We start from the raw sequence: 11,338 nt of genomic DNA, 5'->3' as shown, positions 1-11,338 counted from the left end.
CGACGGACCGGGCCTGGTGATTGATCGACGAGAAGTTACCTGCGGTCGAACTCGCCGTCGCGAGCGCCAGCGACAAACGCATCCCACTCAGCCGGAGTGAACACCAGCGCCGCACCGGTCGGATTCTTGGAGTCACGAACACCGACCATGCCGCCGAGGTGCGCGACCTCCACACAATCTTGGCCCCCGCTGCTGTGGCTACTCTTGAACCACTGCGCCCCGGACAGGTCTTCACTCACGGCTGGAACTCCTTCGCTGCCTGCCGCAACAGGCGTTTGCCTTTTCTGGCACGTCCAACGCGCTACCTGCGGTCGAACTCGCCGTCGCGAGCGCCAGCGACAAACGCATCCCACTCCGAAGGGGTGAAGACCAGCGCGGGACCGGACGGATTCTTGGAGTCCCGAACACCGACCATGCCGCCGCCGAGATGCGCGACTTCGACACAGTCGCTCCCTCCCGCGCTGTGGGTGCTCTTGAACCAGAGCGCTCCGGACAGGTCATTAATCATCGTGCGCACTCCTTCGCTGCCTGCCGCAACAGGCGTTTGCTTTTTCTGGCACGCCCAACGCGCTAACTGCGGTCGAACTCGCCGTCGCGAGCGCCAGCGACGAACGCGTCCCATTCGCTTGGGGTGAAGACCAGCGCGGGACCAGTCGGGTTCTTGGAGTCCCGGACGCCGACCAAACCACCGTCGAGGTGAGCGACCTCAACGCATTCCTTCCCAGCCTGGCTCCGGCTGCTCTTGAACCACCGGGCTCCAGACAGGTCAACGCTCACGCTCGTACTCCCCTTTGCAGCCTGCCTCAGCAGGTTCCTTCCTACTAGCGACTTCATCGAGAGCCAGTGCCGGATGCTCCCATACGCCTGATGGTAAACCTTCACGTCATCTGGTTTTCCAGATATGGATCACCAACCGCCCCTTCAGGGAAGACCGCGGGGAGGCTCCACCGATTCCCCCGATGGTGACTCGCCGAAGTCAAATATGACAAACGGCGGCATCGACACGCCCTCGGGAAACCCGGCTGCAAAGGGAATCGGAGTTGTGCGCCGATGACCGAGCTCCAGCGGCCCCAGCGGTCCTAGCGAAAGGAAATAGCCCCGTATGTCCGGTGATCAGGACATTCGCCTCGGCCCGCGCCCCATCGAACGCGCACCGCCCCTGCAAAGACCGAACAGGCCCGATCCGCACACGACGGACCGGGCCTGGTGATTGATCGACGAGAAGTTACCTGCGGTCGAACTCGCCGTCGCGAGCGCCAGCGACGAACGCATCCCATTCGCTGGGGGTGAAGACCAGCGCCGGACCGGTCGGATTCTTGGAGTCCCGAACACCGACCATGCCGCCGCCGAGGTGCGCGACCTCCACACAATCTTGGCCCCCGCCGCTATGGCTACTTTTGAACCACTGCGCCCCGGACAGGTCAACGCCCACGTTCGTACTCCTTCGCAACTTCACGCAACAGATCTCGGCTGGGTTGGACATCCAGCGCGGCGCGGTGGATAACCCCATACGCCTCACGGTACCTTCCCAAGTCGGCTAGCCGCTCGAGGAAGATCCCCCCGGTGAAGCTCTCTACGTAGACGACGCTGGGTTCTTCGGGCTTACCTTTCTTGTCCACATCGAAGTCGAGGATGAGGAACGGACCGGTCGACAAGCCGACCGGCAGACCTGCCCGGAATGGGAGTACGCGTATGTCGACATTCGGGTGGCTGATGAGGTCCGCAAGGTGCCGCAGTTGTGGCGCCATCACCTTCCGCGATCCGATGACGGTTCGCAGGACTGATTCATGCAACACCGCCGTATAGGTTGCTGGCTTGTTCCTTCGGGTGAGAAGCCCTTGACGACGAATGCGAAGCTGGACACGTCGGTCGATCTCTTCTGGGGAGTCGTTCGGGAAGTACAGAACATCAAGCGAGCGAGCGTAATCCGCAGTTTGCAGCAGCCCCGGCACTGCCGATGGCTGGAACTGAGCGAGCTTGTGCGCTGACGACTCGAGGCCCATGTACACATCGAACGCAGGCGTGATCAGCGCCCCATAGTCGTGCCACCACGACTTGACCGCCGTCTGCTCAGCAAGGGCCATCAGATCCGCAGTGCGCTCCGCGCCTAGCTGATACTGCTCACACAACAGCCGGATGTCATGCGTTCGGATCTTCTCCATCTGTCCCTTTTCGAGGCGCTGCAAACTGCTCTTGCCCCACTCCATGAGCTTCGCGGACTCGATCAGGGTCATGCCGAGTGCGTCGCGGGCGTCGCGCAGATGACGGCCGAGCTGCCGACGCGGCAGTGTGCTACCGCTGTCATCGTCTGACAAGGTTCCCCCTTGGGGTTGTCGGATTTCCCAGAGAGGGAAATCGTTCCATGTTCAGTGGGCAGTGTGCAGGGAAATCAGGTGTCTTTCTTGGGTTCCCAGCATTCGATTCCCTCACGCGGTGACCAAGTGTGTGCTGGTTATGCGCCCGGAGAGAACAACTCTCCTACTTCCCTCATCGAGGATGGTTTTCTCAGGGGCCGGGCGCACCTAAGTTGCCGCCGTACTGAGGGGTCACGATGTTGAACCCAGATCTACCGCACCGCACTTCGCTCGTTGGTCCGCCCGTCCCGCTCGCCGTCGACGTGCCTGTCGAACTCATCGAACTTGTCGCGGACGGCCTACGCGCATGGGACCCCAGCGCGCTGCCGCAGTATGCCGACGTCCCGGTCTCAGCCACCGACCGCAGCGCCGACCGCGACCCAAGGGATTGAACTCAATGGACCACATACCTTTTGGGGACACACCACGGTCCCGCTGCCACTTCTACCGGCGGGTCTGTGACCTGCCCGCAAGCATCGACCCGCCCCATCTCGGCCGCATCATCATGAGGGCCGAACATGTTTGGGCGCTGATCATGCCCGCCCATCTCGGCCAAGCCGTGAAATTTCATATGCAACAACATGGTTCGGATATCGGGCCGGTGCTGTCACATCCACGCTCGCACCGGTGGACACTGCTCGTCAGGCCGGACATCCCCGATGACGTGCGCCTGTTCGCCGAGATGTTCCGGCTCAATGTGTCGGTCGTACAAACGGGTGGCACCGTCGCATTGCCGTCTCCCGCCGACAACGGTACCGAGTTCCGACGCTGGATCGAACCACCCCGCTGCACATTCCGGCCATCCGGCCTTGTGGTGGTCGATGCGATCCGCGCTTGCTCAGGCCAGTACCCACCCATACAGCGGAGGGCCGCTCATGCCTGAAGGTGATTGCGGGCCATGGACAAAGTTATCCATGTGCGGGACTTTCAGTGGCAAGACCGGGGAGTTGGTGTCGGTAGCATGTCCTTCCCGGTTCTGCGCGTGCATGGTGACGCTTGTCGATGGCCGAATAGGCGATCATGACGGCATCATGCCGACACCGGAGCCGTGTCCATGGGTGGGCGTGCGGGTCGTAGCCGACCGAGCGGATTTCACACCGAGCGGTATCGGAGTTGTGCGCCGATGACCGAGCTCGAGCGGCCCCAGCGAAAGGAAATCGCCCCGTCTGTCCGGCGTCTGCTCGCGGACTACCACACCGACACGCTCCGGAAAATCGAATTGGCCCCCACCGATAGCGCCCCGATCTACCAGGGCGCGGACGGGTTCCTGATGCCGGTCGGCGAGGACGGCTGGGTTTGCGATTCGGACGCCGATCTCGACAAAGCCGACGCGATACCGGTCGTCGCCACCGACGTGCGCGATACCGAGGGATCATGAGCCCACAAATCCCTGAGCGACACGACCTTTCACCGATGCCCGGTGACCCGGACGTACACCTGAGCATATTCCTACACGGCGTCCGGCTGGACTACACCGCGTGTATGACAGCTGCGCTCGTCTTCGTCCAGCAGCACCAGCGGGAGCACTACGCCGATGCCGTCACGATCGACCTCGGCGACACCAGCCGCTACCCGCGCCTCCCCTGCGAACGTCTCTATCTTGGCCCATGAGGTCAGACGCTGACCTGCGGATTGCGACGACCGAAAACGAAGGCGTGGGGAATGACGAACAACTCGGTCTGGATTTCGAAGTCGAGCAGACCGAATGGGGTGAGTGGATTACGACAGTGCGCTATCCGGCCTTCGCGACGAGCGCGGCCTGTGCCCGAGCGACCTCGCCACCGACCTTCTCCTCGTCGACTGTGCGCACCTCGCCATCGCGAACGACTATGCGCCCGTTGATGATCAATGCTGCCAGCGGCGGCGCCGAGCCGAGAATCAACGCGGTCACCGGATCGTCGATGCCCGCGTGCGCCGGAGTATCGAGCCGCCACAGCGCGAGATCGGCGAGCTTGCCCGGTTCGATCGAACCGATCTCGGCATCGCGCCCGAGTACCCGCGCACCGCCAATGGTGGCCAGCGCCAACGCCGTTCGGGTACTGATCGCGCGTGGTCCACCCATGGCGCGGGCGTACAGCAGCGCGCTGCGTGGCTCCTCGATCATCGAACTGGATTCATTACTCGCCGCACCGTCCACGCCGAGTCCGACCGGCACTCCGGCGGCGACCAGATCCGCGGTGCGCGCGATACCCGCGCCGATACGTGCGTTCGAGGTGGGGCAGTGCGCCACTCCGGTACCGGTTTTCGCCATGGCGCCGATGGCTTCGTCATCGAGGTGGATGCCGTGCGCGTACCAGACGTCCGGGCCGAGCCAGCCCAACTGCTCCATGTACTGCGCCGGTGTGCAGCCGAATTTCTCCGCGCAGAACTCCTGCTCGTCGACTGTCTCGGCCAGGTGCGTATGCAGGCGAACACCGAGATCACGTGCCAGCCCGGCGGATTCACGCAACAGCTCCGTCGTCACCGAAAACGGCGAACAGGGTGCGAGTGCGATCCGCAGCATCGAGTCGAAGGACGGATCATGCCAGCGCGCAACGGCATCCGCGCTCGCGGCAAGGATGGCGTCGAGGGTTTCCACCACATCGTCCGGTGGCAGCCCGCCCGAGCTCTGTCCGAGATCCATCGAGCCGCGGCACGGCTGGAAGCGCAACCCGACCTCGGTGGCCGCGGCGATCTCCGCGCCGAGCAGGTCGCCGCCCGCGCGCGGAAACACGTAGTGGTGGTCGGTAGTTGTGGTGCAACCGGTCCGCGCTAATGCGGCGAGCGCGCCGGTCGCGGCGACGCGGACCGCATCGTCATCGATGCCCGCCCAGATCGGGTAGAGGGTGGTGAGCCATTCGAACAGGGTGTTGTCCGCCGCCAGACCCCGGGTGACCCATTGGTAGAGATGATGATGGGAATTCACCAGGCCCGGCGTGAGCAGGCAGCCCCGGCCATCGATCCGGTGCACATCAGCGCCGAGATCGGGCGCATCGCCCGCACCGACGGCCGTGATCCGGTTGTCGAGGACCGTGACATAACCGCGGCGGTATTCGGTGCCGTTCGGGTCGACGGTCGCCACGGCGCACCCATCGATGACCGTCGTTGTCGTCATGGCGCCTACGGTAACCATGCCGGGCCGGCTTCCGGGGCATCTTCCCGCCGCACAGTCGCGTGGATGAGTCCGTAGGGACGATCATCGGCGTGGTAGACCTCGCCGTGGTTCTCGATACCGAATCGGCCCAGGTCGTAGTCGAAATGATGCTTATTCGGGGCGGCCAGCCGGATCTCTGCGAGCACCGGATAGGCCGCGAGCGCGGCCTTGCCCATCTCGAACAGCGTCTGCTGCAGTGCCTTCGAATGCTGCGTCGCGAAGACCTCGACCATCCGCTGCCGGACGCCCGCGTAGACCGTGTCCCAGTCCACCCCGGTCGTGCTGGCGAAGCGCCATTGCGCGACGAGCGAGGTCGCGAGCATCCGGTCGCGGGTCGGTGCGAGCACAGTGAATTCGTCGGTGAGGAAGTCGGCGAACTCCGAACCGGTCGACTTGAGGATCACCAGATCCTTGACCCCGCCGATGACCCAGGCCCGCTGCTGGTCGCCCTTGCCCGCGACGGTGACCGTCGCGGTCCGCACCTCGGGTCCTTTTCGCACCCAGGTGTAGTCGTGCTCGCTGCCATCGACGGTCACCCGCTGCCAGGCATACTCCTCGACCTCGATGCGCGCACTGTGCACCGGATCGGTCCCGTCGACGAAATGCGCGGCCAGCGCCAGTGCGTAGTCCTCGATGGGTTGCAGCCCCGGCTTTTTCGCGTACGCGTATGCGGTCTGCTTCTGGGTATCGGTCGGCAGCACCTTCGATTGATCACCGCTGACGTAGGCGTCGGCGAAATCGCCACGCAGCACGGTGGATACGTTCACATCGCGGATCTCGTGGCGCGCATCGTCGCGGTAGATCCGGACGATGCGGTTCTCCGCCTTGCCGTATCGGTTGTCCGACAGCACGATCGGCCCGGTCAGCTCCATGGCTCAGCTCCCTCGATAGGTGGAAAAGGCGAAGGGCGACAACAACAACGGAACGTGGTAGTGCCGCTCCTCGATGACGACGAACGTGACAGAGACCTCCGGATAGAACGATTCGATCCGGCGCTGCGCGAAATAGGCGCCGGTATCGAACACCAGCCGATATGTTCCCGACGGCAATGCCGCGCCGAGCGAGGTGATGCGGCCATCGCCGTCGGTGGTTCCCGCACCGAGCACCGCGGCGTCTCGATAGAGCACCACCGCGATTCCGGCCGCGGGCGCACCTGCGACGGCATCGAGCACATGCGTGCTCAGCGTGCTCATGGCTCCACCCCACCAGCGCTCGGTCCCGCCATGACCAGGCTCGTAGCGGCGCCTATCGCTCGCTCGCTGCGCTCACTCATGCATCCACCTCACCAGCGCTCGGTCCCCCATGACCAGGCTCGTAGCGGCGCCTATCGCTCGCTCGCTGCGCTCACTCATGCATCCACCTCACCAGTGCTCGGTCCCGCCATGACTGCACCCAAGGCCGACTCGCCGCGCTCGCTCATGCGGGCTCGCCGAGCAGTCGGCCCAGCCGAATCCGATTGATCTTCGCCAATTCCGCTCGCATAACCCGCCTTTCGGTCTTCGGATCATTACCGAGCCGGGTGGTGAGCAACTCGAGCAACTCCGCCCCGGACTTACCGGTCGCGCACACCAGGTAGATATGGCCGAACTTCTCCTCATAGGCCAGATTGCCCTCGACAAGCCCGGCCCGCACCGCGTCCTGCGCCCCGGTCACTCCGGCCTGCTCACGCGCCGATGCCGCGGTATCGGGCCGGGCGCCGATGCGCGGATGCCCATCGAGCGCGCGATCGACCTCGTCCTTGGACAACTCCGCCAGCACCCCATCGGCCGCGTCGAATACCGCGTCGACACCGGCGTACGGCCGCCCGGCGACCAGCGACCGAGCCCAGACCGGCGACGAGCAACACGCGAGCAAGGCCGCGACGGCCGCCGTCTCGGACAGCGCGTTGAATCCCGCGAGGCCAACCCGGTCGTCTGTCATCGAACCAGCATCGAATACGACCACCCCGGCCGCCAGTCGAACGGGGTAGATCACCTCCGGCGTGTCGCACGCCCCGGTTCGTCGACGTCACACCACCTTTCCGTAACCCATCGGCTACGCGGCGGGACTACCGTCATGCTCATGGTGGCATCCGACGGCGAAGCGCCCGATCCGGTCTGCGCGGGCATCGTCCTGGCCGCGGGCGCCGGAACGCGCTACGGGATGCCCAAAGCGCTGGCCGAGGGCGGTGCCTGGCTGCGGTCCGCGGTAGCGGCGCTGCGCGGTGGCGGCTGCGATCCGGTGATCGTCGTGCTCGGCGCAACCGGACCGGCACCGACGGCCGTCGACCTACCCGAGGGCACCGATTATGTGTGGGCGGCGGACTGGGCGACCGGGCTCGGCGCCTCGCTGCGGGCGGGGCTGCGGGCCGCCGCACGCACGCCGGCCGAGTACGTCGCGATCATGCCGGTGGATACCCCGGACGTCGGCTCCGATGTCGTCGCCAGGGTCACCGCCGCGGCCTTCGCCGCACCGACCGGCCTGGCACGCGCTGTGTTCCACACCACACCGGGGCACCCCGTTGTGATGTCCAATAAGCATTGGACCTCGGTCTATCAAGCTGCCGTAAGAGATTCCGGCGCCCGCACCTATTTAGCCGGTAATAACGATATGGTGTGCGTCACGTGCGACGATTTGGCGACAGGCGACGATCGTGACTTCCCGGCCACGCCGCACGGGTGAGCGGAGCTGAACAGATGCGCGACATCGTCGACGACCTATTGCGGGTATGGCATTCCGGCCGGATCGGCGGCGTGGCCACCATTGTGCGCACTGTCGGTTCCGGACCGCTGCCGGTCGGCACATCCATCCTGGTAGATGCCAATGGCGCGGTCTACGGTTCGGTACTCGGCGGCACCGTAGAGACGACCGTGATCGCGGCGGCCACCGAGGCCGCGCGCACCGGTAGACGCGGATTGCACCGCTTCGGCGTGCCTCCGGGCGAGCCCGGGCTCGACTCCGGCGGCATGGTCGATGTTTTCGTGGAACCGTTCTCGCGCCGCGACTTTCCCGAATTCCCCACCGTCGCCGCGGAAATCGCCGCGCACCGCAGGGTCACCGTATTCACCGTGGTGTGGAATCCGGACCCGGATCTGATCGGGCAGCACCTGGTCACCCCGAAACGGCACGCGACCGAACTCGTCGCATTACCCGAATCCGATGTATTCGTCGCCTCGTTCCCGCCACCGCCGCGACTGATCATCTTCGGCGCGAACGCCTTTGCCGCGGCACTCACCGTGCAGGCCGAATTGCTCGGCTACCGCGTCACCATTTGCGACTCCCGCGACACCTTCGCAACCCCCGACGCCTTTCCCGGCGCCGAGGTGGTCGTCGACTGGCCGCACCGGTACCTGAACACGCTCGCGGCGGCGGGCGAAATCGATAGCAGCACCGCGATCGTCGTACTCGGGCACGATCCGAAGTTCGAGATCCCGCTGCTCACCGTGGCACTGCGACTACCCGAACTGGGCTACCTCGCGGCAAACGGGTCGTGGTCCGCACACACCCGGCGTATCGAAGACCTGAAGGCAGGCGGCTTCGACGACGCGACACTCGCCCGCCTGCACTCCCCCGCCGGTCTCGATATCGGGGCGCGCAGCGCCGCCGAGGTCGCCGTATCGATCGCCGCCGAGCTGCTCGCCGCCCGGTCCGATGAGACCGGGCGGCAGGTCACCGACAATGCCGATGCCGAACCGGAATTCGGCAACTATCCCGCCAAAGCCTCGGTGGCGCTCTAGCTTTCGGCGCTACTTCAGACCGGGATTCTCGGCGTACACCTCGCGCAGCACCGAAAGGTCGAACAGCTGGTCGGCCTTGATATCGATCTTGGCGTTGCGCAGCGCGGCGATATTCTGCTCGATCAGCTGATCGGTCATGCTCAGCAGACCGTTGGCGGTCGAATCCGCCGATACCACCAGGCCGTTCTGCGCGGTCGCCTCCTTGGTCTGCTCGGACAGGTCCAGCTTCTGGTCCTTGCCGTACACCTCGACCGCGAGCCGGGCGGATTCGGCCGGATTCGCGACCGCATCCTTCCAGCCCTTGATCTCGGCGATCAGGAAGGCCTTCAGCTTGTCGCGCTCTTTGTCGATGGTGGACTGCTTGACCGTCAGGGTCTCGGCGACCAGCGGTAGGTTGTAGTCGGCGAACAGGAAGTTCGTATTCTCGAATCCCTTGGCGGTCAACGTGATCGGCTCATTGGTCACATAGCTGACCCAGCCGTCGACCTCGCCGTTGGCCAGTGGTGTCGGATCGTATTGCGCCGGCACGATGGTGACATCGCCGGGCTTCATGCCGTTGGCGCTCAGCAGGGCGTTGAAGATGAGCTGGTTGGTGTCCTGCACACCGATCTTGCGGCCCTTCATATCCTGCGGGTTCTTGATCGGCTTGCCAGCGGAGCTGACGATGCAGAAAGGGTTCTTCTGATAGGTGGTTGCGACGATCTTGGCGGGCAGGCCCTCCAGGATCGCGGGTGCGGTGGTCTGCGGCGCCGAGGTGCCGAGCCAGACCTTGCCGGTGTCGAGGCCCGCCTCGACCGAGGTGCTCGCGGCGCCACCGGCGATCAGGTTCACCGAGCCGAACCCGGCCTCCTTGTAGTAGCCCTTGGAATCGGCGAAGTACTCGCCGGCGAATTCGATGTTCTTCAGCCAGGACAGCTGAATCGCGACGGAACCGTACTTGGATCCGTCCGCCACCGACCCGCCCGACGAGTCTTTCGAATCATCGCCACATGCGGCAAGCAGGCTCGCACCGCCCAATGCGGCGCCAGCCAGCGCGGAGTAACGAAACAGGGATCGCCGGTTCAGGTTCGGCCCGAACGAAGAGCGTTGCACGGGGGTCATGGGCCGAATCTAAGGGGATTCCGTTTCAATTTCTTTACTTTCGCGTTCCGAGCATTAATTTGCGAAAAACTTGCCGATCAGCGACGGCCGGCCTCGGGGCCGAAGCGGGCGAGGACCAGGTTTTCGATGACGCCGACGATCGCGTAGAGCAGGACCGAGACGATGGTGACGATCACGATCGAGGCCCACAGTTTGTTGTACTGGAACGTCGGGATGGCACGAATCAGGCTGGCACCCAGCCCCGTTCCGCTACCCAGCCATTCACCGAGCAATGCGCCGATCAGTGCGCCCGGCACCGAGATTCGGGCAGCGGCGAAGACCGAGGGCAGGGCGGCGGGAATGGCGACCATGCGCAGTCCGGTCCAGCGTGAGCCGCCGTACGCGGCCACCAGATCCATGGCCTGACGCGGCGCGTTGCGCAATCCGGCCATGATCATCACCAGCGCCGGGAAGAACACCACGATCGCCGCGAGCACCGTCACACCGGCCAGGCCGCGCCCGAATACCAGCACGATGATCGGGGTCAGCGCCACCAGGGGCACCGACCGCAACAGCATGGCGACCGGCATGAATGTCTGCTCGACCACGGAGAACGAGACGAACAGCGCGGCCACGACGAGCGCCGCCAGCATGCCGACGCCGAATCCGATGGCCGCATCGCGCAGGGTGATCTGCAGATCATCGACGATCGCCTGTCGCGCGGTATGCGCGCCGGAGGAGTTGAACAGGTACTTCCACACATCGCTCGGCGTCTTGCCCACTCGCGGTCCGACCTGCGGGAAGGCCTTCAGGAAGACGTACCAGATCACCAGCATCAGCAATAGCGCGGTGACCAGCGGGAACAGGAAGCGCCCGATACGAATCAGGACATCGAGCGTCCCGGCAGCGGCACTGCGCTGGGGCGCGGACTTCTCTTCGGCGTCGACCGTCACGACGCCCTTCGGCGCACCTTCGGCGCTCATCGCTTTGCCTCCCATCTGCGACCGCACCGTGCCCCATTACCCCGGCGACGGGGCACACCCGAATCCGTCAGT

16 protein-coding genes are annotated in these 11,338 nt (G+C 64.9%); 5 read left to right on the top strand and 11 right to left on the bottom strand.

What is annotated here, in order from left to right; genetic code table 11:
* Nucleotides 1-35 precede the first annotated feature (35 nt).
* The 5 genes from ACQP1G_RS04125 to ACQP1G_RS04105 form a co-directional block, all read right to left on the bottom strand.
* Nucleotides 36-239 (bottom strand): DUF397 domain-containing protein, encoded by a 204-nt coding sequence (locus tag ACQP1G_RS04125; protein ID WP_433198508.1) that lies wholly within the window; start codon nucleotides 237-239, stop codon nucleotides 36-38.
* Nucleotides 240-301: 62 nt separating this feature from the next.
* The gene (locus ACQP1G_RS04120; RefSeq protein ID WP_433198506.1) at nucleotides 302-508 is read right to left on the bottom strand and encodes a DUF397 domain-containing protein; all 207 of its coding nucleotides are present in this window, start codon (nucleotides 506-508) and stop codon (nucleotides 302-304) included.
* A 62-nt stretch (nucleotides 509-570) separates the two neighbouring features.
* The gene (locus tag ACQP1G_RS04115; RefSeq protein WP_433198504.1) at nucleotides 571-777 is read right to left on the bottom strand and encodes a DUF397 domain-containing protein; all 207 of its coding nucleotides are present in this window, start codon (nucleotides 775-777) and stop codon (nucleotides 571-573) included.
* A 448-nt stretch (nucleotides 778-1,225) separates the two neighbouring features.
* Entirely contained in the window at nucleotides 1,226-1,432 is a 207-nt protein-coding gene (locus tag ACQP1G_RS04110; RefSeq protein WP_433198502.1) for a DUF397 domain-containing protein, read from the bottom strand.
* Nucleotides 1,422-2,315 carry a helix-turn-helix domain-containing protein gene (locus ACQP1G_RS04105; RefSeq protein ID WP_433198500.1) on the bottom strand — a complete coding sequence of 298 codons (894 nt, stop codon included), beginning with the start codon at nucleotides 2,313-2,315 and terminating at the stop codon, nucleotides 1,422-1,424. The genes ACQP1G_RS04110 and ACQP1G_RS04105 overlap by 11 nt, the downstream gene beginning before the upstream one ends.
* Nucleotides 2,316-2,551: 236 nt before the next feature.
* Here ACQP1G_RS04105 and ACQP1G_RS04100 point away from each other — a divergent pair, with 236 nt between their 5' ends.
* The 3 genes from ACQP1G_RS04100 (at nucleotide 2,552) to ACQP1G_RS04090 (ending at nucleotide 3,965) form a co-directional block, all read left to right on the top strand.
* Nucleotides 2,552-2,746, top strand: a complete 195-nt coding sequence (locus ACQP1G_RS04100) for a hypothetical protein (RefSeq protein ID WP_433198498.1) — start codon at nucleotides 2,552-2,554, stop codon at nucleotides 2,744-2,746.
* Between the two features lie 731 nt (nucleotides 2,747-3,477).
* Nucleotides 3,478-3,732, top strand: a complete 255-nt coding sequence (locus ACQP1G_RS04095) for a hypothetical protein (protein WP_433198496.1) — start codon at nucleotides 3,478-3,480, stop codon at nucleotides 3,730-3,732.
* A complete protein-coding gene (locus ACQP1G_RS04090; protein WP_433198494.1) occupies nucleotides 3,729-3,965 on the top strand; it encodes a hypothetical protein in 237 nt (78 codons plus the stop codon). The genes ACQP1G_RS04095 and ACQP1G_RS04090 overlap by 4 nt, the downstream gene beginning before the upstream one ends.
* A 121-nt stretch (nucleotides 3,966-4,086) precedes the next feature.
* On the opposite strand, the gene ACQP1G_RS04085 is transcribed toward ACQP1G_RS04090, so the two are convergent.
* The 4 genes from ACQP1G_RS04085 to uraD all read right to left on the bottom strand — a co-directional run bounded on the left by ACQP1G_RS04085 (nucleotide 4,087) and on the right by uraD (nucleotide 7,407).
* Nucleotides 4,087-5,448 (bottom strand): 8-oxoguanine deaminase, encoded by a 1,362-nt coding sequence (locus tag ACQP1G_RS04085; protein WP_433198492.1) that lies wholly within the window; start codon nucleotides 5,446-5,448, stop codon nucleotides 4,087-4,089.
* A gap of 5 nt (nucleotides 5,449-5,453) precedes the next feature.
* Nucleotides 5,454-6,359, bottom strand: coding sequence for a factor-independent urate hydroxylase (gene pucL / locus ACQP1G_RS04080; protein WP_433198490.1), 906 nt, complete (start codon nucleotides 6,357-6,359; stop codon nucleotides 5,454-5,456).
* Nucleotides 6,360-6,362: 3 nt separating this feature from the next.
* The gene (gene uraH / locus ACQP1G_RS04075) at nucleotides 6,363-6,680 is read right to left on the bottom strand and encodes a hydroxyisourate hydrolase (protein ID WP_433198488.1); all 318 of its coding nucleotides are present in this window, start codon (nucleotides 6,678-6,680) and stop codon (nucleotides 6,363-6,365) included.
* A 223-nt stretch (nucleotides 6,681-6,903) separates the two neighbouring features.
* Nucleotides 6,904-7,407 (bottom strand): 2-oxo-4-hydroxy-4-carboxy-5-ureidoimidazoline decarboxylase, encoded by a 504-nt coding sequence (gene uraD, locus ACQP1G_RS04070; RefSeq protein ID WP_433198486.1) that lies wholly within the window; start codon nucleotides 7,405-7,407, stop codon nucleotides 6,904-6,906.
* A gap of 141 nt (nucleotides 7,408-7,548) precedes the next feature.
* Between uraD and ACQP1G_RS04065 the strand changes: the two genes are divergently transcribed.
* The gene (locus ACQP1G_RS04065; RefSeq protein ID WP_433198484.1) at nucleotides 7,549-8,148 is read left to right on the top strand and encodes a nucleotidyltransferase family protein; all 600 of its coding nucleotides are present in this window, start codon (nucleotides 7,549-7,551) and stop codon (nucleotides 8,146-8,148) included.
* 14 nt (nucleotides 8,149-8,162) lie between these two features.
* On the top strand, nucleotides 8,163-9,203 hold the full coding sequence (locus ACQP1G_RS04060) for an XdhC family protein (protein WP_433198482.1): 1,041 nt from the start codon (nucleotides 8,163-8,165) through the stop codon (nucleotides 9,201-9,203).
* A gap of 9 nt (nucleotides 9,204-9,212) precedes the next feature.
* Here ACQP1G_RS04060 and ACQP1G_RS04055 read toward each other — a convergent pair whose 3' ends face one another.
* Together ACQP1G_RS04055 and ACQP1G_RS04050 are read right to left on the bottom strand one after the other, a co-directional pair.
* Nucleotides 9,213-10,304 carry an ABC transporter substrate-binding protein gene (locus tag ACQP1G_RS04055; RefSeq protein ID WP_433198480.1) on the bottom strand — a complete coding sequence of 364 codons (1,092 nt, stop codon included), beginning with the start codon at nucleotides 10,302-10,304 and terminating at the stop codon, nucleotides 9,213-9,215.
* Nucleotides 10,305-10,381: 77 nt separating this feature from the next.
* Nucleotides 10,382-11,119 (bottom strand): ABC transporter permease, encoded by a 738-nt coding sequence (locus ACQP1G_RS04050; RefSeq protein ID WP_433208128.1) that lies wholly within the window; start codon nucleotides 11,117-11,119, stop codon nucleotides 10,382-10,384.
* Nucleotides 11,120-11,338: the final 219 nt, after the last annotated feature.

Origin of the sequence: Nocardia sp. CA-107356 (assembly GCF_050946365.1) — a bacterium.
GTDB lineage: Bacteria > Actinomycetota > Actinomycetes > Mycobacteriales > Mycobacteriaceae > Nocardia.
Note: the sequence above shows the minus strand (reverse complement) of the source record. Positions and strands in the feature narration are given on the sequence as shown.